Annotated in this window: 17 protein-coding genes and 1 pseudogene; 9 read left to right on the top strand and 9 right to left on the bottom strand. The window is 49.1% G+C overall.

Features of this window, described 5'->3' with window-relative positions:
• Window positions 1–181 precede the first annotated feature (181 nt).
• Complete coding sequence (glpK, locus tag NDI45_RS03125; RefSeq protein ID WP_348246237.1) at window positions 182–1,705, bottom strand: glycerol kinase GlpK; 1,524 nt, start codon at window positions 1,703–1,705, stop codon at window positions 182–184.
• 255 nt (window positions 1,706–1,960) lie between these two features.
• On the opposite strand from glpK, the gene NDI45_RS03120 reads away from it, so the two are divergent.
• The 3 genes from NDI45_RS03120 (at window position 1,961) to NDI45_RS03110 (ending at window position 4,313) form a co-directional block, all read left to right on the top strand.
• On the top strand, window positions 1,961–2,134 hold the full coding sequence (locus NDI45_RS03120; protein WP_348246235.1) for a PCP reductase family protein: 174 nt from the start codon (window positions 1,961–1,963) through the stop codon (window positions 2,132–2,134).
• Between the two features lie 27 nt (window positions 2,135–2,161).
• Window positions 2,162–2,698 carry an N-acetyltransferase gene (locus NDI45_RS03115; RefSeq protein WP_348246233.1) on the top strand — a complete coding sequence of 179 codons (537 nt, stop codon included), beginning with the start codon at window positions 2,162–2,164 and terminating at the stop codon, window positions 2,696–2,698.
• A 502-nt stretch (window positions 2,699–3,200) separates the two neighbouring features.
• A complete protein-coding gene (locus tag NDI45_RS03110) occupies window positions 3,201–4,313 on the top strand; it encodes a substrate-binding domain-containing protein (protein WP_242067576.1) in 1,113 nt (370 codons plus the stop codon).
• A 130-nt stretch (window positions 4,314–4,443) separates the two neighbouring features.
• Here the strand turns inward: NDI45_RS03110 and NDI45_RS03105 are convergent, their stop codons facing one another.
• Window positions 4,444–5,352, bottom strand: a complete 909-nt coding sequence (locus NDI45_RS03105) for an alpha/beta hydrolase (protein WP_347277928.1) — start codon at window positions 5,350–5,352, stop codon at window positions 4,444–4,446.
• 200 nt (window positions 5,353–5,552) lie between these two features.
• Here NDI45_RS03105 and NDI45_RS03100 point away from each other — a divergent pair, with 200 nt between their 5' ends.
• Window positions 5,553–7,022 (top strand): FAD-binding domain-containing protein, encoded by a 1,470-nt coding sequence (locus tag NDI45_RS03100; protein WP_348246231.1) that lies wholly within the window; start codon window positions 5,553–5,555, stop codon window positions 7,020–7,022.
• 143 nt (window positions 7,023–7,165) lie between these two features.
• On the opposite strand, the gene NDI45_RS03095 is transcribed toward NDI45_RS03100, so the two are convergent.
• On the bottom strand, window positions 7,166–8,521 hold the full coding sequence (locus tag NDI45_RS03095) for a hypothetical protein (RefSeq protein WP_348246229.1): 1,356 nt from the start codon (window positions 8,519–8,521) through the stop codon (window positions 7,166–7,168).
• A gap of 270 nt (window positions 8,522–8,791) precedes the next feature.
• Between NDI45_RS03095 and NDI45_RS03090 the strand changes: the two genes are divergently transcribed.
• The 4 genes from NDI45_RS03090 to NDI45_RS03075 all read left to right on the top strand — a co-directional run bounded on the left by NDI45_RS03090 (window position 8,792) and on the right by NDI45_RS03075 (window position 11,300).
• Window positions 8,792–9,685: an AraC family transcriptional regulator gene (locus NDI45_RS03090; protein WP_348246227.1), complete on the top strand. Its 894-nt coding sequence runs from the start codon at window positions 8,792–8,794 to the stop codon at window positions 9,683–9,685.
• Window positions 9,686–9,724: 39 nt separating this feature from the next.
• Entirely contained in the window at window positions 9,725–10,459 is a 735-nt protein-coding gene (locus NDI45_RS03085; RefSeq protein ID WP_190794375.1) for an AzlC family ABC transporter permease, read from the top strand.
• On the top strand, window positions 10,456–10,788 hold the full coding sequence (locus tag NDI45_RS03080; protein WP_190794374.1) for an AzlD domain-containing protein: 333 nt from the start codon (window positions 10,456–10,458) through the stop codon (window positions 10,786–10,788). Before NDI45_RS03085 ends, NDI45_RS03080 begins: the two co-directional genes overlap by 4 nt.
• Window positions 10,789–10,916: 128 nt before the next feature.
• Entirely contained in the window at window positions 10,917–11,300 is a 384-nt protein-coding gene (locus tag NDI45_RS03075) for a hypothetical protein (protein ID WP_190794373.1), read from the top strand.
• Window positions 11,301–11,521: 221 nt separating this feature from the next.
• Here NDI45_RS03075 and NDI45_RS03070 read toward each other — a convergent pair whose 3' ends face one another.
• From NDI45_RS03070 to NDI45_RS03055, 4 genes and pseudogenes are all read right to left on the bottom strand, one after another.
• Window positions 11,522–12,856: a hypothetical protein gene (locus NDI45_RS03070; protein WP_348246224.1), complete on the bottom strand. Its 1,335-nt coding sequence runs from the start codon at window positions 12,854–12,856 to the stop codon at window positions 11,522–11,524.
• 496 nt (window positions 12,857–13,352) lie between these two features.
• Window positions 13,353–13,949, bottom strand: coding sequence for a chromophore lyase CpcT/CpeT (locus NDI45_RS03065; protein WP_348246223.1), 597 nt, complete (start codon window positions 13,947–13,949; stop codon window positions 13,353–13,355).
• A 183-nt stretch (window positions 13,950–14,132) separates the two neighbouring features.
• Complete coding sequence (locus tag NDI45_RS03060) at window positions 14,133–14,651, bottom strand: DUF2085 domain-containing protein (RefSeq protein WP_348246222.1); 519 nt, start codon at window positions 14,649–14,651, stop codon at window positions 14,133–14,135.
• Between the two features lie 191 nt (window positions 14,652–14,842).
• Window positions 14,843–14,958: pseudogene (locus NDI45_RS03055) on the bottom strand (protease); the annotation flags it as partial.
• A gap of 1,086 nt (window positions 14,959–16,044) precedes the next feature.
• Between NDI45_RS03055 and NDI45_RS03050 the strand changes: the two are divergent.
• On the top strand, window positions 16,045–17,070 hold the full coding sequence (locus NDI45_RS03050; protein WP_348246221.1) for a glycosyltransferase family A protein: 1,026 nt from the start codon (window positions 16,045–16,047) through the stop codon (window positions 17,068–17,070).
• Between the two features lie 447 nt (window positions 17,071–17,517).
• Here the strand turns inward: NDI45_RS03050 and psb27 are convergent, their stop codons facing one another.
• Window positions 17,518–17,916 (bottom strand): photosystem II protein Psb27, encoded by a 399-nt coding sequence (gene psb27, locus NDI45_RS03045; protein WP_190794368.1) that lies wholly within the window; start codon window positions 17,914–17,916, stop codon window positions 17,518–17,520.
• Between the two features lie 236 nt (window positions 17,917–18,152).
• Window positions 18,153–19,667 (bottom strand): MFS transporter, encoded by a 1,515-nt coding sequence (locus tag NDI45_RS03040; protein ID WP_348246413.1) that lies wholly within the window; start codon window positions 19,665–19,667, stop codon window positions 18,153–18,155.
• Window positions 19,668–19,785: the final 118 nt, after the last annotated feature.

Below are 19,785 nucleotides of genomic sequence, written 5' to 3'. Positions count from 1 at the left end.
TCAGAGATCCTGCATTGCCCCCTAAATCCCCCATCAATGGGGGACTTTGAAACTCCTCGAAAGGCTCGGTTTCCCTCAGAATTGGGGGGTGGTTCGGAGCACAATTCAGACTTCTCAAACGTCTTCTAACCCAAATACCAATATAGAATCCCTTTCAAGAAGGCGATGACACTCACCCCAATTAATCCTTCGCTCGCTCCCAGTGTTTCGCCCGATTGACTGCCTCTTGCCAGATTGCAAAACATTTGATCGCACGAGCAGAGCTGCTCCCAGGTTCAAACACCCTATCGACCTGACGGCTTGAGGTCTGGAAATCTTGACCAAAGCCGATCGTCTGACCCGCAGCAAAGGCAATGCCCTGAACGGTCGTTTCCTGCACCAGGGGACGCTCAACCGGAATGCCCAGCACATCCGCCTGAAACTGCATCAGGAAATCATTGTTACACGCGCCACCGTCTACCCTGAGCCGATCGATCGACACGCCCGATTCTTGAATTGCCTGCACTACTTCTTTCACCTGAAAGGCGATCGACTCCAGCACCGATCGCACCAGATGGGGACGCTTTGCGCCGCCTGTAATCCCGAAAAATGCGCCCCGTGCAGTCATATCCCAGTGAGGTGCACCTAAGCCGCTCAGCGCAGGCACAAAGTAAACGCCGCCGTTGTCCGGCACTTGCTGAGCCAGCATCTCGGTTTCGGCAGCGGATTGGATCAGCTGAATGCCGTCGCGCAACCACTGAATGCAGGCTCCCGTCGTGAACATACTGCCTTCCAGCGCATAGCCGCAAGCTTCAGAATCAGCTTTAGTCCAGGCGATCGTGGCGATCATTTGCTGGGGCGATCGAACAATCTCCTGACCGGTATGGGCAACCAGAAAACAGCCAGTGCCATAGGTGCATTTCACCAGCCCCGAATGATGGGCAGCTCCGCGATAGGGAGAATCGCACCCGTGCCCGAACAAAGAAGCCTGCTGATCGCCCAGAATTGCGGTTACAGGAATCGCTGCACCTAGAATTCCAGGATCGATCGTGCCAAACTGACTCAGACTCGGCTGAATCCGCGGCAGCCAGTGAGCGGGAATCTGAAACAGATCGAGCAGAGCAGCATCCCACTGTCGCGTTTCAAGGTTATACAGCATTGTGCGGCTGGCGTTGCTGTCGTCAGTGGCGTGAATTCTGCCCCCGGTGAGGTTCCATAAAACCCAGGTGTCAATCGTCCCGGCTAGAACGTTCGCCGCATCAATCCCTGACGGTTTAACAACATACTGATGCAGCCAGGAAAGCTTCGTGGCGGAAAAATAGGCATCAATCACCAGCCCGGTTCGCTCAAAAATCTCTGCGCTGTAGCCCTGCTGTTTCAAATCGTCACAGTGGGTAGCCGTGCGCCGATCCTGCCAGACGATCGCTCGATGAAGCGGCTCTCCTGTCGTTTTATTCCAGACCAGACAGGTTTCGCGCTGCACCGTTAGCCCGATCGCCTGAATTTGATTCGCGTGAATCTTTGCCTGCTGAATCGCCGATCGCATTACCTCACAGGTTGTCCGCCAGATTTCGATCGGATCATGCTCTAACCATCCGGGCTGCGGGTAGTGCTGCGTGAGTTCCCGATATGCCTGACTGACAATCTGCCCTGTCGCATCAAATACAAAGGCACGGTTGCCCGTCGTTCCTAAATCCAGTGCCAGAATGTAGCCTGATGCGGTCATAGGCAATACTCAGAGTCAGTACTCGGAATCAATGCTCAAAATCAATGCTCAAAATCGTATTCTCACTGTACATCGGGCGCGACGAGGAATAATTTTTATCTGTCCAGGAATAGGAATGCGGAATGCGATTGTGCAGAGCATGAATTCTGGGCCTATGCGGGGGTGAGCATTTTTGAGAAATGGGAAACAGGGTAGAGTAAATAGACGAATGAATTGAACGCTGAACCACTAAGATCAAAAACAGATCAAAAACCTATGAGTAGCGCGATCGAATGGACGACTGAAGCAGAAGCTCGCCTGAAAGAAATTCCGTTTTTTGTGCGTCCGGCGGCTCGCAAGAAGATCGAGAAGTTTGCTCAGGACGCAGGCTTAACGCAGATCACCGTGGAAGTTTACGAACAGGCAAAGCAAAAATTTGGCTCGTCTTGATTTGGTCTCTAGAAACACGGTTAACAGATGACGATCGATCGCTTTGCTGTTTCCCAGGAAGGTAGCTGTCTCCAGGTCGGTACTTTACGCAATGCTGCGCCTGCCGATGTGCCTGCGATTCATGCCATGACCCAGATCGCCTATGCTGGCTACCGCGATCGGCTTCCCTACAGCAGCCTGTGGCAGGAAACCGAAGCCGATGTCGCGCAGGAGTTAGCCGCAGGAATCATCGTGCTCTGTGAAACTGCAGGGCAGATTGGGGGCAGCGTTCGGTGTCAGGTGCGGAACGATGTCGCAGCGTGTCAGCCGTTTGTCTATGTTCATCGATTGGCGGTGTTGCCCCAGTATCAGCGTCAGGGCATCGGGCGGCAATTAATGCAGGCAGTTGAGGCATTTGCTCAGGAACATCAGGTGAATTGGGTGCGGCTAGAATATCGGCTGGCACAACCTGAAAACGCGCTGTTTTACGATCGATTAGGCTATCACATGGGGGAAACCAGCCGCTTCTTTGCTGATGGAAGCCCGCGATCGAGGTGGATGTTTAAGCAAATTTCGCTGCCTTAAAGCCAGACGACAAGAGGCAATTCACTCTTTCACACCGTTCTTTCACACCGTTTCAAAACACCCTCTGAAAAGGCGAGCAGTTGCTATTTTGTTTTAAATAACTTATTTAAGTATTTCAGTATCGCTTCACAAAAAAGATTTTTTGCCAATCCTTTTACAAGGCTTAATATCACTTCATGAACCTGGCTTGTATTGAATGGGAATCAGTTTATCCTCATTCTGAATGATGTCTTTTTTCAGCGGAAGTGACTAAGCTGAATTGCTATTGAAAAACGCAGGATTTTTATTCTTGTAAAACGCTTCTTAAAGAATAATGAAAAGCTCTGAAGTTAGAGTATTTCGGGTTGTTTTTAATAGGTTCTTCCAGAGGAAGAAAAACTTAACTCCCTTTCGTCTCTTCATATCTCGCGTCGCGTAAAAGTATACCCCTATGTTTAGAAGAAATCAGTCTTTAAGTAGATTTTTTGCATTCTTCTTAGGTAGCTTTCTTTTCTTCAACGCGTTGACTGCCTGTAGCCAAAATGCGTCAGCTCCTAACGGAAATACGGCACAAAATCAAAATCGCCCAACCACAAACGCCTCGACTGCGTTTCCTGCTGCCCAGGGCTGTAAGAATATTGGAATCTTGCTGCCCGAAACTGACACTTCAACCCGCTGGGAAAGCTACGATCGCCCCCTGCTAGAACAGGAAATCAAAAAGGCCCTTCCTGATGCTCAGATTCAATATGCAAACGCCAACAATAACGCCGATGCCCAGCAAAACCAGGCAGAATCCGCTTTAACACGAGGAGCCTGCATTTTAGTAATTGGTGCGAACGATAGTCAAAAAGCTTCGGCGATCGTGCAGTCCGCGAAAACCACTGGCGTTCCGGTGATTGCCTACGATCGACTGATTCAAGACAATGACCTTGCTTACTACGTTTCGTTTGATAACGTGCGCGTCGGTGAAATGCAGGGGCAATACATTATCGATCAGTATAAAAAAGGAGCCTACGGACTGAAGCGCGGTGCAAACGTGGCAATGCTGAATGGCTCCCGCACCGATAATAATGCGTTGCAGTTCCGTGAGGGTGCGCTGAAAGTCCTGCAGCCGTATTTCGATCGGGGGGAGTTGAACCTGGTATTTGATCAGTACACGCCGAACTGGGATCTGGCAAAAGCGCAATCGCTCACCGAAGGCGTACTGACCCGCGAAAAAAACAACGTTCAGGCAATCTACGCTGCCAGCGATATTCTCTCGACGGGAGCGATCGCCGCACTGCGCGCCCAAAACCTCAACGGTAAAGTGCTGGTGACAGGTCAGGATGCCAATGCCTCCAATATTCAGGCGATTCTGGCAGGCGATCAAAGCATGACCATTTATAAGCCGCTCATTAATATTGCAACAGCAGCGGCTCAAATTGTGGCGGCTCTGAGCAACGGCACGGATACTGCCTCGTTGACCAATGCGACGACGAAAACGACTGAGGGCGGTCAAATTCTCTCTGCGCTCTCGAAGCCGCAGCTTGTAGATGCCAGTAATATTCAAGACACGGTGATCAAAGATGGCTTCCTGACTAAGGAACAGGTTTGCCAGGGATTGCCGACAGGAGCGGGTAAGGATCTTTGCTCCTAAAGCGTTTGTGCGGTGAGTGTCTTATCTGCGGGTGGGGCACTCATCGTTTTTAAAGGCGATGTAAAACTTGAAACACTGCTCAAACCATCTGCGGGGATAGGGGAAGGCAGTCCCCATGCTACAGAATTCGTTAGGACAAATACTTATTCAAAAAGGGCAAAATTCCCTCAATCAGTTCCTCTGGATATTCCTCATGCAGTCCAAGCGAACCGGGCATCCGGTAGACCTGCACAGCGGTAAAGTGTGCCAGCACTTCCATCTCGGCTCTTGATTTAGGTGGCGTTTGTTCGCCGATCACCATCAGTACCGGGACGGGCGGCAAAGGCTGAAAGTAGTCCATAAATTTGCTGCGGTTCTTAACCGAATCCAGTGCTCCCGTAACGAAAGCAACCGAGGCGTGTCTCGCTCCCCAGCGTTGCGTCGTGCGCCATTTCTGCCCAATGAGCTTCCGGGTGACATTTTTGCCGTTGCCGTAAACGTGGCGACGATACATCAGTGCCAGAAAGGGCGGCAGCGTATTCAGAAAATAAAGCAACTGTCCCAGCAGCGGCAGGCGAACGATCGTCTTAAGCAGCTTATAAAACCAGCGATGCTCACCAAAGGCAGCCGGCAGCGGTCCGCGCCACGTAGGGGAAACCAGCACCACCCAGGACCAAGGCGGATTCGGCTGCTGGGTCAGATCCATCACGTATCCGGCTCCATGTCCTGCCGCAATCACGACCACGGGTTCCAAGAACATCGATCGCACAAAGTCGCGCAGCAGTGCCCGATAGACCGGGGGCGTGTAGTTCAAAAACGGACGGGAAGATTCGCCAAAGCCCAACCAGTCGATCGCCACCACCTGATACTGCTGGGCAAGCCGTTCAGCAATTCCCCGCATTTCGCCCCGCGATGAAACGCTGCTGAGGGCAGGCAAGAGCAAAATCGGTTTGCCCTCTCCCATCACTTCATAGGCGATCGTGACGGACTTTTTCTTCCAGTTCCAGTGGTACTCTCTGGCAGCACCACCGATAGTCGAGGTAGGGGTAGATCGTGACACAACACTTGCTCTAGACGCTGAAGAACTTTTCTGCCCTGATATTAAATCACCAGCCTAATAAGAGCTTAGGTTAATCTGGTTCCGCTTTAGAAAATTCGCGAAATATCGGTTACTTTGCAATATCTTCTGCTAGAGTTTTTTCTGCCTGCCACAATTCAAGATAGGACAAATGTTCATCCCTCACCACGCTAATTCATTTCATGACTGATCTGATTCTGTTCTGGCATCGTCGCGACTTACGAACGGTTGACAATATCGGACTGGCGGCTGCCCGTCAGAAAACGCCTAGAGTCGTCGGGGTCTTTTGCCTCGATCGCCTGATTCTCGATCGTGATGATGTTGCTCCTGCCAGAGTCACTTATTTGATCGAAAGCCTGCGAGAGTTACAGCAGCAGTATACCCAGGCAGGCAGCCAGCTCTTGATTCTGGAAGGCAACCCGATCGAGCGAATTCCGGCACTGGCAAAGGCTCTGAATGTTAAAGCCGTTCACCTGAATCGCGATGTCGAACCTTACGGACGGGAACGCGATCGAACCGTAGCAGCCGCTCTGCGCGAAGCGGGCATCGAAGTTCAACCCTTTTGGGATCAGCTTTTGCACGCCCCTAGGGCAGTGATCACCGGATCGGGACAGCCCTACACCGTCTTCAGTCCGTTCTGGCGCAACTGGAGAAGTCAGCCCAAAGCAGCTCCGGCTCTGAATCTGGAAGGAGCAACGGGTCTGACCGAAGCTGAACAGCAGGCCGCTCAAGCCGTCGGGACGATTGCCTCCGGCAACAGCGAAGCTACCGCCCTACCCAGCGCGAAGGATCTGGGCTTTGTCTGGGATGTAGACGTTCTTCCCCTGGCTCCGGGCACGAGTGCGGCAATGGCGCGACTAGAAGAATTCTGCAACGACTCGCTCACGGAATACGGCGAACAGCGCAATTTTCCCTCGGTGCGGGGCACGTCTCAGCTCAGCGCGGCGTTGAAATTTGGCACGATCGGCGTGCGAACCGTTTGGGCAGCAACCGAGCAGGTTTATGGCCAGAGCCGCAGCGATGAAACGCGGGAAAATGTGCAGTCCTGGCAGCAGGAGATTGCCTGGCGAGAGTTTTATCAGCACGCGATGTACAGCTTTCCGGAACTGGCAGACGGTGCATACCGAGATTCGTTCAAAAACTTTCCCTGGGAAAACCGGGACGATTACTTTCAGGCGTGGTGCGAAGGGCGAACCGGATACCCGATCGTCGATGCTGCCATACGTCAAATGAATACGATCGGCTGGATGCACAACCGTTGCCGCATGATTGTTGCAAGCTTCATGGTGAAAGATCTGCTGCTCGATCCGCGATTGGGCGAAAAATATTTCATGCAAAAGCTCGTAGACGGCGATCTGTCTGCCAATAACGGCGGCTGGCAATGGACGGCATCGAGCGGTATGGATCCAAAGCCGCTTCGCATTTTCAACCCTGCAAGCCAGGCACAAAAATTTGACCCGGAAGCCGACTATATCCGCGAATATCTACCGGAACTGCGGAGCATCGACACAGCCGATTTAGTCACAGGCAAGATTGGCTCCTACGATCGCGAACGCTGCGGCTACCCAGAACCGATCGTCGATCACAAAGTGCAGCAAAACCGCTTTAAGCAAATTTATCAGCAGCAGAAAGAAGTGACTGCACTGAGCTAAAAACTCGATTCGATCGAATTTCGTAGGATGTGTTAGGCGTAAGCCGTAACGCATTGAGCTTTTGTAATGGGAAAGGCGATCGTTGAGATGCATGAATCTCTGAAACTCATGTGTCACGTTGCGAAATATCTTACGCTTGCGACTTAACGCCTTAAGCGCAGTGATCTTCTCTTCGGTGCAGCCTTTTTGTTTCCTGAATATTTCTCAATTAACGTATCAAATACGCTATCTACAAATCGATCGCTAAAACCAATTAAAAACGATAAAACCAAAATTACATTATTATCGGAAATTACATTATTATCTTGGCTTGAACCGAGAGATTGTCCATTTCCTGATATTAAGAATAATCCAGAAACTAAAACTAAATAAAAAGCTGAGCTGAGAACAACTCCTTGAACATGGCGCGTCAGCATCCACTTAACAAGGTCATTAAAGTAATAAACTGAGTTTCGATTAAAGCGATGGATCATTGCAGCAAAGCTACCAATGAAGCTCCAGATGATTACAGATGCAGGTATATTAAGGAGTGGAACAGTTTGAGTACTAATTGTCCTACTATCAAAACTAGTTGGAAAATTTAATTTCAGTTTAAAAAGTTTAGAAAGATTAGAAAGAATCGCTTGCAACAGCCCAGGAAAAATAGCTTCAAGTGTAGGAATAAACAGAGTAACGATCGCAACTACAACAATATAACTTGTAGCCAATCTAACAGTCTTTTGTCTTTTCTTCTGATCCTGGAAAAACAGCTCTTCCATTCGTAACCTGCGTAATTCTATTGCGGTCATTGCACCAATAATTGACTGCGCCTTTGGGTGTAGAATATCTAGTTTTAATAGCTTTTCGATGTCGATAGCATCTACACCATCATTTTCCTTTTGTGACTTCTGTTCCTGCTGACAATCCTCTTCATCAGTAAGCAATGCTTGAATTGAAGCTAGCAGCTTTCTGATGATTTTGTAGTTACTTTCTGCTTCTTGAATCAATTCTGGATGTCCAATCTTAGGCATTAAAGTTTGAACAACCTCACCCCTAATAGAAATAGGTAGTAAAGAGTGATTAAAAAGACTATTCAGTTTCTTGTGCATCAAGTTAATATCACTAATAATTTCTCTAATTTGTTTTTCTTTTAGTAGAACTTCATCTCCAGAATTAATCTTTGTTACGTCATGCAATAGCCCGGGCAATCGTTTCTGATGCTGATTTAGCGGAGTTTCCTTCAAAGATTCTGCTAATTCAAAAAGAGGCTCAGGCTCGATTAGGGCTTCCTGAATCACTTTAATTTTCGTTTCTTTTTTCTCACCCTTAATGTATTTAGGACGGTAGAGTAATTCTGCATGGAGTCTTATAGATACTGCTCTCAGGTTTATTAACTTGACTAGTAATTCTGAAACAGTAATTAAATCATTTAGCTTTTTCTCTAGTTCAGAAGGTTCTCCATTGTTTTTAGAATCTACTTCGCTATTTTCTCTGAAATTTATAGGAGTCGTAGCGTTCATTGAAACCTCTATGCGTTAATCTTTAGGGGAAAATAACGTAGTGTAAATACATAACTTAAAGTAGCGGTTCCGAAAACCAATTTACACCTAACGATCGTTAGAAAATTCCTTAAGAAAGATTAAGCAAGAGTTCAAAAAGATATGGATAGGATTGCTCCTTGCCGCGACAGCCTCTAGCAGTGCCTTAGCTGATGCAAAAACATCCGAGACAGACCGGGCAGAAATCTTCTACGCTAAAGCTATCTGTTTTAAGTAGACTCAGGGAAAAAGATGGCGCAACCGCTTCAGGAAACTGCCAAGTTTTGGCGCGATCCTGCGTTGCAAAACTTAGAGATGCTGCGCGCAACTTATGTGACGCATACCTTCTCACGCCATACTCACGAAGGGTATGCGATCGGCGTCATCGAGCAGGGCATCGAAGAATTCACCTATCAGGGCGCAACTCATCAGGCTCCGGCAGGCAGCATTGTGGTAATTCACCCTGGCGAAGTGCATACGGGACACGCCGCAAATTCTGATGGCTGGACTTATCGAATGCTGTACCCGGATGTCTCTCTGATGCAAAAGGCGGCAGCCGAATTTACCGGACGACTAACGCTTCAGGAAAGTGCAAAGCAACCGATCGAAGTGCCCTACTTCCCCAATCCCGTGATGGATGACCCCCAGTTAGCGGCGCTGCTTCGGCAGCTTCATCAAACAATTGAGCATTCGCGATCGGTTTTAGAGCGAGAGTCACGCTTTTTGTGGCTATTTGCCCAGCTCATTGCCCGATATGCCGATGTTTGTCCTCGCTTTACTCCCATTGGCAATGAGATCCAGGTTGTCCGGCAGGTTCAGGATTATCTGAAGGCAAACTATATGCACAGTATTACCCTGGAGCAGCTTGCCCAGCTTGCCCAACTCAAACCGCTCCGGCTACTGCGTTTGTTTCAGAAGCACGTTGGTTTGCCGCCGCACGTTTATCTGGTGCAAACCCGCGTCATGAATGCGAAGGCACTGCTGCGATCGGGAGTTCCCTTAGCGCAAGCCGCTGTCGATACCGGATTCACAGATCAAAGTCACCTGAATCGCCATTTCAAACGACTGGTTGGAGTTACGCCAAAGCAGTATGCGATCGGCTGCAAAAACGTCCAAGATTTGCCAGAAGCAGTTTTCCTAGAATAGGACGGTTGTAATTCATTCAATTAGGGTTCACTCACAGGAATGCTTCACTCTACTTCCGTTTCGGCGGGTCTACCCACACCTCGATCCGAGTTTTGGGCAGGCAGTCGAGCCATGTTTCCGCTCGTGGTCGGGGCAACGCCGTTTGGAATCTTGTTTGGAACGCTGGCAGTCAAGAGCGGACTCTCGATCGCCGGAACGCTGGCAATGTCTGCTTTCGTGTTTGCCGGGTCAGCGCAGTTCATCTCGCTAGGCTTACTGGCCGTTGGAACGCCTTTACCGCTAATTTTGCTCACGACGCTGGTCGTCAACCTGCGCCATCTGCTGTACGCGATCGGGTTGCTTCCTTATGTGGGAAAACTGGCTCACCGATGGCGATTGGCAATGGGCTTCTGGCTCACCGATGAATCCTTTGCGGTGGCGATCGCCCGCTACTATCAATCTGATCCGTCGCCCTACAAGCACTGGTATTACCTGGGAGCCGCCCTGTTTATGTATGGGAACTGGCAATTCTGGACGGCGATTGGCATCTGGCTCGGTCAGCAGCTTCCTGATGCAACACAGTGGGGTCTTGATTTTGCCATGTCGGTCACGTTTATTGGCATGGTCGTTCCCTACGTCATCACCGTTCCCATGCTCATGACCGTTCTGGTTGCAGGTGTAACTGCGTTGCTTGCCCATTCTCTGCCGCATCAACTGGGCTTGTTAGTTGCCGCTTTAGCAGGGGTAGCCGCCGGATTCGCTGTAGAGCAGTTTTTTAGTCAGGAGACAAAATGAACGAATTTTATTTAATTGCTGGCATGGCGGCAATCACGTTTGCAATTCGCTATGGGCTGCTGGCACTCTGCGGACGGATTCGCCTGTCCTCAAAACTCACGCAACTGCTGCGATACATTCCTCCGGCAGTGCTGACAGCGATCGTGGTTCCTGCGGTGCTAATGCCGACGGGGAATGAGCTGCAAATCACGCCAACCAATGCTCGACTGGTCGGGGCAATTGTCGCGGTTCTGGTCAGCTACAAAACCAAAAATCTGTTGCTTACGATCGGACTGGGAATGCTGTCATTTTTCCTATGGCAGTGGTTTTTGCAAAGCAGCTTTCACTGACCCGCTCATTCTTTTATCTCCCTTTTGTTAGTTCCTATGTACTAGAATCAATACCCTGAGATAGACGGCACATCGATCGTTGCTGCTTATAACAGGAAGAGTATGGATTCTTGAACCGGGAAACCGATATGGCACTCGAAGAACTTCGGAAAAGCGAAATGATGGCGCATCTGCTGGATGCCCTCAATGAAGGCAAAGACATTGGACATTACGGCAGACTGACCTTTGCCATGATTGCGCGTCATTTTATGACAGAAGACGAGCTGATTGAATATCTGCAAAAAGACTCCGATTTCAGCGAAACGGAAGCTAAGGCACTGGTGAAGCAGGTCGAGGGCAAAGACTATAATCCGCCCAAGCGCGATCGCATCTTAGACTGGCAGCAGCAGCAGGATTTCCCCATTTGCCCCAATCCCGACGATCCCGATAGCTGCAACGTTTATCGCGACCTCCAGTTCCCCGATGAAGTCTACGAGCATATCTCCAGCTACTACGAACACAAAGTCAGCTAGGGAATTTATAAGGGTGATTTAAAACATTCCCTTGAAAGTACCAGCATTCCTGCATTCGCCCCCAGTTCCCATCCGTAGGAGACTTCCGATCAAAGGTTCAGTTCAGAATTCCTCAACCCAAGGACTTCAAACTTTACTCCGGCTCAAAGTCTCCCCTGAATGTGGGATTTAGGGGGCGGTTCGATCGCCCTTTCAAAACCTCTGTATGATTCCAACACCCTTTATGAGCCGCAGGGAGAACTCCCCTGATACAGCTTCAGCGTGCCAAAGTTAAGGCTTAGCGCGATGTTAAGGTTCTCGAGCGATTGAATCAGCCAGGTTACAGCATCGCTGGCATAGGTTTCATAGTGCTTAAACAAAATCGCCAGACGTGCTTCCAGGCAGGGCTTCACCTTGCGGCAAATCAAGACAATCTTCAGCAGCAGCCCGATCGTCGTTGTAATGCCCAGATTGCCCGTCAGATCGACAAATAAACTGTGGTTGAGCTTCTGAGGACTGTCTACGACCAGGAGGTTCAGCAGACGGCGGCAGGTTTGCACCATCAGCACATCGGAAAACGGGTCGGCGTGATGCTCTGGCAGCGTTTCCTTTAAGAACTGGTGCAGGCGCGAATTAAACTGGCAATTGCCATATTTTGGATCGATCGACTCCACCAAATACTCGTAGAGGTCATCCTTAAACGATCGATAGGACGAAGTGTGACTGGTATAGGTAACAAAGCGATGTGCCCGATCGCGGTAAGTATTAGAACCATCGATCTTGCCGCCGAAGTGGAGCAGTGCCCGATCGATCTGGCGATCGCTAAGTAGGGTCGGGTTTTGCAGCGATGCACAAGAGCCATTGGGCTGGGGCAATCGACCATCCTGCCGCACATCAGGCTGAACCTCATTGGATTGAAGGCTGAAGCTGTTGCCGATCTGTCGATGGGTAGCATAGCAGGCGAGGTCTCGCTCAAACTGACGCTGCACTTGACGGCGAATCTGGCGCACCCGACGACGCTGCTCGTCTGAACTGTCCCTAGTCAGCAGGTTTGCTTCGTACAGGCAGGGATAGCGGCGAATCAGCGTTCTCAAGGGTCTGGAGCCAGTGTAGTTATCTGGCGTTTGACTAACCACCTGTGCCAGGCGTTGCAGGGCGGCATACTGCTCGGTGGATTTAAACTGCTTCACAAGCTGCCGAAGGCGAAGGGTTGTTCGCGATCGAGCATGACTGTTTGAAACGCGATCGAATTGGTTCACTAACTCCGAGATCGCACTGTGGAGCCGGGGCTGCATTAGCCAGTGGTTAATCAAAATGTGACAGCTTCGATTGAGAATGAACTTAAAATCCTTCTCAACGTAGGGTGAGTCAATCACGCACTTAAGTGCCAGCCAAATTTCATGATTTGGGTAGCCTGCGCCATCAATGAACAGCATCCAAAAGCGCTCGATCAGCGCATCGGGTGATTCTACCCTGGCACAATCGAGAAGATGGCTGTAGAGTAACTGCTCCTGCAAAAGATTGGGCTGAACTTGGATGGTCCGACGCTGATAGTAATCTGACCAGGAATCCATCATGCTTGACGACTTCCTAAATAGTGCTATGAACGTAAGCGAAGCGCCTGAGGCGATCGGTTTGTTTAAGGCGATCGAGTGAACTGTCGAACAGTTGTACAGTCAGCTATCAGGGGCAGGACAGCAAACAGCACGATGAAGCAATCCAGGGAAACACGGCACAGGAGACACAATGCAGGGGATACAACACAGGGAACACGATGCAGAAAACAATTCCAGGTAACACCTGCAGCAGAAGTATCACATTTATACTCTGACTACAAGTGCCCAAGGACAGGTTCCTGCGATCATTTTTTCTGCGATCGGTTTTCCTGCAATCTTTTTCCTGTAATCTCTCTTCTTCCTATGGTTTCCTAAGACTCCTATTTATGAATCCCAAAAATGAGTATCGATATGAATCCTAAAAATGAGTATTGATTAATTTTCTCAGTGTCTCTCTTTGCTGAAGTGGCTTATTGGCACCTGATCTTAATCTAGCTTCTCAGTGAAATTGCTGAAGTTAGTGTGAAACTTTAACTTCATTTGCAAAGCTGGCTCGTCGAATAAAGTGAAATGGTCCGGCAATCGATCCCCACACTAGCTCGTTGGTGTCTGGATCAAGCCCGCGATCGAGGCTGATAAACTTCTGCTCGTCAATTTCAAATTCGCTGTCTAGATAAGTTGCCTGCCCTTTACGATGCACAATACAGGCTTTGCCGGGTTCCACCGAACCTTTAAAGCTATGCCCAGTCCATTGGACAATCATGTTACAGCCTGGAAGCTTCTCAAGCTGGTCTGGTCGCAGCGTTTGCAGCCGATTCAAATCGCGAGACGCACCATATAGAGCCGTTTCGTCTTTGACGACATAGTTTTCGATTTCAATGCGATCGCCTTTCGCGATCAGCTTGAGAACGCGCACCCGGTAAGGATCATTCAGCATATAGTCGTATGCCTGCTCAACAAAGAGGCTCGTACCCGACAACAGATCAACGGGTAGCGGACGCATACAAACTCGAATGTGAGCAAAAAAGGGTGGATTTTCAAATGCCTGCGCCTGGTTGCTAAAGTCAGCTGCCATCCAGCGGGCAAGCGTCGAGATGTCGGTGGTGTGGGTCATGCCAGAATTAATACAAAGAGATGTAATTAAAAGATTCAGACGATAATTTTCCCTATTCTATGAGTTTTTGAACGAGGTTTAACCCAGCAGGATCAGGAGAAACCCGCAAAAGTTTCACCTCGCTTCAGGAATTGTACTTTCAGCGTTCTCCCAGAGTTCCCGCCATATTCTCTTTGAGCAATGCTACTGAGCAGGTGCGGCAACTTTCCTTAAACCGTGCAAAATCGGCATTGCCAGCAGTCCCCAACCAACGCCTGTGATCAGTCCAAACAGGGTCATGACGCCCTGGTTGACTTGCCAGCCCGCAAACATCTGCGCTCCGTACTCAAATCCATAAGCCATCATCAGCCCACTGGCAAAAATCGCCCCGCCCCAGCCGTACTGATGCAGCCAGTAAAATCCTCTGCCTTTCGTCATGCCATAAAGTAATCGCGTTACGAATAAACCCAGAACCGTACCATAGCAGCGCATACAGACTGCCATTATCCAAGGGGGCGACAGGGCAAGACCCAATTCGGGCTGCGGGCAGACGTGACGACCCATGAAATAAATAATATTTGCCACGATCGGTACACCCGACAATCCTGACCCTGCCAGAAACGGAGCCATCAGCGGACCCACAACCATTCCCGCTAGTAAAAAATCTGCCGTCCCGCCGGCCCAGTTCCGGGACGATCGCGGTTTTCTTGAGGCAATCTCCATTCAAGCTCTCCTCTGCGTCGCTGTCATTTATTCTAAAGGTCGTGGGAGCTGACTGTGAGAGGAAGCCAAACGATCGCACTCCACTCGCGAATCGATTCAGGCATGCTGAAGCAACCGGACGATCGCCCAGGCAAACCGAGTTTAAGCGCAGCCAGGCTAAGCCATGCTGAAGAAACAGCCTTTTGCTTCTACTACACCAGGGCGAAGCGGGCGTGTTCAATTCGAGTGTCCAGCACCTTCAGAAACTCTGCCAGCCAGCGCGGAGGGGGAACCAAGCGGGAGCCGTAACCCGATTGCCGTCCACAACCGTTGAGAAACCATAATTCTTGCTGAAACTGCCCTGTAAGTGAAAGAAACGGTCAAGGTAGGGTGAAACATTGCAGAATCGAAATCTAGAATTTTGGAAAAAACATTCTGACTGGAAAAGAAACGTTAAAGCAGCCCCTAATTCTCCCAAATCCTTCAAAGCAAAGCATTTTGCTTTTGTCATGAAATTGCTAAAGACTGCCTTTAACCAGTGTTACTACGCAATCGATAATATGTTCTTTCTGTAAAGACTGCCTTTAACCAGTGTTACTACGCAATCGATAATATGTTCTTTCTGTAAAGAAGCACCAAATGCGGATGTTCGCAGCTCCTAATTCTCCCAAATCCTTCAAGGCAAAGCATTTTGCTTTCGTCATGAAATTGCTAAAGGCTGCCTTTAACCAAGGATTACTACGCAATCAATAATATGTTCTTTTTGTAAAGAAGCACCAAATGCGGATGTTCACCGAGGGGGTATGAACTTAAATAATGCTGATGGTGCATCGCTTCAAGATTGTTAGCGAATTAGGGTTCTAGCGAACAGAAGATTCTTTATCCCTTGGAATCTCTTTTTTCAAGGAGCTTAGATAATGCTAGATGGTGCATCGCTTCAAGATTGTTAGCGAATCAGGGTTTTAACGAATAGAAGATTCTTCATCCCTTGGAATCCCTTTTTCCAAGGAGCTTAGATAATGCTGATGGTGCATCGCTTCAAGATTGCTAGCGAATCAGGGTTTTAACGAATAGAAGATTCTTTATCCCTTGGAATTTCTTTTTCCAAGCTTCATAGCCTTTGCTCAGCAACAAAAAGAGTATCGATTGCCAGAGCAATGATGGCTATTGATATCACCTTCTCGATTTGAGGAAAAGGACAAACCTAATCAAACCAAACCAGAGAAACGAGAGCTTTCCCAGCATGGGTTCTCTCTTGGTTTTTCCATTTCTTGCTAACTGCATTCATCTGTTTATTTTTGTACCGATGTAGCTGATGCTTCGGTGTGTTCCTGCTGCGCCTCCTAGCTCAAAAAGAGTAAAAAGATTCGGGTAAAGTTTAGTGCCTACAGTATTCTTTGAATTGGAGAATTGTATGAACAAGGTAACAGTAATTATCCCTGTTTATGGAGTAGAAAAGTATATCGCTTCAACGATCGAATCTGTTCTGGCACAGAGTTATCAAAACTTTGAACTGGTGATTGTTGATGATGGCTCACCAGATAGAAGCGTTGAAATTTGCCAACGGTTTAAAGATCCTCGAATCAGAATTCTACGCCAGGAAAACCAGGGACCTGCTGCTGCTAGAAACCTTGGAATTGCCAACTCTGACGGAGAATATATTGCCTTTCTCGACGGAGATGATTTATGGCAACCTGACAAGCTCGCTAAGCATGTAGAACATCTCAATAATGCTCCTGAAGTTGGTGTCAGTTTTTGCCGATCGGAGTTGATCGATGAATTTGATCGATCGCTTGGAATGTATCAGGTCATCACGAAGCTAGAAGACATCACACCACTCGATTTACTTTGTCGAACACCGATCGGCAATGGCTCTGTACCTGTGATTCGACGTAGCACTTTAGAAGATATCAAATACACCCTTAATCAGGGTCAAACAGAGCAAACTTGCTTTTTTAACCCCGATCGAAGCATCCATCCTTCTGAAGATGTGGAGTGTTGGATGAGAATTGCTTTGACAACGTCTTGGAAAGTTGCTGGAATTCCAGATGCACTAACGCTCTATCGAGTGAACTCAAGAGGATTTTCTGCCAACCTTGAGAAGAAATTAGCTTCCTGGGAACGAATGCTTAAAGCGGTAGAGCAGTACGCTCCAGACGCTTGCCAGAAATGGATGCGCCCTGCGATGGCTTATCAGTTGCGTCATTTAGCTCGACGAGCCGTTTCGCTACGTGATGGGCAAATGGCGATCTCTTTTTCACACAGAGCGATGTCAGCCTACAGCCCGATTTTGACAGAAGAACCCTATCGAACGTTTCAGACTTTTGCGGCTGCGTATTCAGTTCGCTTCTTCCCGATCGAGCTGTATAAAAAGCTCGAAAAATTCATGATGCAGAAGAACGGTATTGTTCAAAGCTATGTCGCAAAAACTTCTGAGTAACAGAGGAGTCGTGGCGTTCGCTTGCTTCAGCAAAGATGTCTGAGAAGATATCTGAGAAATAGTAAAAGCGATCCGAATTGCCCTCTAGCTCCCAACAAGGTGACAGACCTAGATCTCTTGCCGGGTTCAAAGTCTTCTGGAATTGAGGAATTTAGGGGGCAATGTAGAATCTCTGGCAAGTAGCAGGACATCATTCAACCAGAGATAGGCAGGTCAGCAGAATTAAAAGGCTCTTCGGAGAATGGGTTATCACAGCGTAAGTATCATCGTCAGAAATGCTGGAGATGAACGGGTTACCGCTTTGTTTAACCCATCCTTCGTTTAATGATGTCCATCCACTGACTACAAAACCAACAAAAAGAGGGATCGATCGACCCCTCGCAGCTTGCAATTTTTAAGTTAGAAACTCAATTTTTTAAGTTGAAAACTACAGATTAAGAGCGAATATTAACCTTCTCGTCTTAGAGCCGCTTCGACCTGATTAAATTCAATTTCCAGACGGTCCTTTAGTTTTTGGGGGACAGGGCGATTGGGATAGGAGCTGTAGTGACCTGCAAGCGAGTTCAGAGCAGTTCTCATCGTAGTAAAAGAGCTAAGCTTCAGCAGCGAACCGTCGCGGCGATAGCGAGCTGAGAAATCGTTAATCTTTTCACGCGCTTCTACCTGTGCTTCTATCTTGTCAGGCGAATCATTTGGCAATTCTAGTGCCCCTTTGAGGCTTTCGATCAGTGCCAGGGTATCTTGGCGATAGTTGCCGCTGAGTCCGGTTGGCGACGATGAGCAGCCCATTAACCCAACCACCAGAACCAGCGCGAGAGCAAATACACGAGACAGAAATCTGTTCATAAAACCTCAGTAGTATAGAGCGCAGTATGGATAGTATCCGATCGAACATTCAACTGGATTCGACCCGTAATGCTGATTTTATCTTGTCTGGGATCGCTTTAACCTGATCCCTTGCAGAGGCAGGTGCAGAGCAAAGCGGTGGGCAAAGACAAGGAGTACCTGAGTTTCAATGAAGCTAATTCACCCCCTGAGGAAAGCCTCTTCGCACCATCGCCAGTCCTTCTCCTAAACTGCTTTTATGCTTCTTCCTGCGTCTGCTTTTTCCGTTCATGCAGCTTTAGCAGCATCTCGGCGTGTTTCTCGCGAGTAATGGGATAGAAATAAGCCAGCACCATGCCGCAGATCAAAGCCACTGTGGGAAAGGGTCCGATCGCCAATCGAATCGCCTGCACTGCGGTTTCGGGCTGAACAGGCGGCGGCTGTCCGGGAGTGGTTGCCAAAAATCCGGCGCGATCGAGCGATTGCCCCACGAGAAATAGCCCTACCGCAAGTCCAAGCTTTTGCAGCAGCACCATAAAGCTGTAGAAAATGCCTTCCCGTCGCTGTCCGGTTCGCAGTTCATCGAGTTCGATCACGTCGGGAATCATCGACCAGGGAATTAAATAGGCGATCGACACTCCCGCACCTGCCATGACTGCCAGCGGGTAAACCAGAGAAACCTGATCGGGACGCAAGCCAAACAGTAAACCCTGAGCAATCATCCATAGCACCATGCCCATGAAGTAGGTCGCTTTTTTGCCGTAGCGATCGCTGACTCGTTGCCAAAAGAACAGCAGCACCAGAGCCGTCGCCTGCACGATCAGCGCGATCACAGTGAAGTTTGCCGAGGGCAGCCTGAGCGCGTCTACCACATAGTAGGGCAGGATTGAAGCCGTGACTTGAACTGCCAGCCAGGAAAACAGGTAAATGCCAATTACATACAGAAACGGCACATTGGTGAAAGTGACGAGAAAATTGACGAGCCAGCTCTTCTGCCGCCATTGTTCTCCCTGCGTGGAGGTGAGCCATCGCTGAAGCCACTGAGGAAGGGCGTTCACGGCGAGGCTGAGGTTTTGGGCGGTGGGGGTTGCTGAATCTGTAATGCGGGCAACGACTTTCGATCGCGCCGATGTGCCAAACACACACCAGTAAAGCGGAATTGTCGAAATCACAGCGCAAATGCCCCCCAGAATCAAATACTGCTGCTCTGGGTTGGGAAACGCCTGAAAAATCAGCAGTGCCAGAATCAGTGAAAAGATACTGCCGCCGATCGAAAACGCAAACCGATAGCTGTTCAAGCGGGTGCGCTCGTTGTAGTCCTGCGTTAGTTCAGCAGTCAGTGCCGTGTAGGGCAAGTTGACCATTGTATAAAAGCTATTAAACAGGATGCCGATAATGACGTAGTACCAGAACAACGCCTGCTGATTTGCGCCCGGATCTGCACTGAAGCGAGGAACCAACCACAGCAAAAAGAAAGTTATCCCAAACGGAATCGCGCCGTACAGCATCCAGGGATAGCGTCTGCCTTGGGCTGACTGCGTTCGATCGCTCAATAGCCCGACGATCGGATCATTCACCGCATCCCAGATTTTGCCAACCAGCAGAATGCTACCCGCAACGGCGGCGTTCAGTCCGGCAACGTTCGTGAAAAAGACGAGCGAAAAGAATGCCAGAACATTCGCGGTAATCGCCGGACCCAGATCGCCTGCGCCATAGGCAAGTCGAGTGCTGAGATTCATCGGCGGGGTTTGTCCAGTGGGACGGTCTGGCATCGGCGGGGAATTTGCGTCAGGAGAACTCATGGGATATGCACGTCAAACGGTAAAGTCTACTCTGCCACGATCGCAGAGGATTCTATTCAGGACGCAGGAATTCTTTAGCTGAGTTCCA

This window comes from Leptolyngbya sp. GB1-A1, assembly GCF_039962475.1.
Classification (GTDB): domain Bacteria; phylum Cyanobacteriota; class Cyanobacteriia; order Elainellales; family Elainellaceae; genus Leptolyngbya_A.
This window is presented reverse-complemented; position numbering and strand designations above follow the sequence as displayed.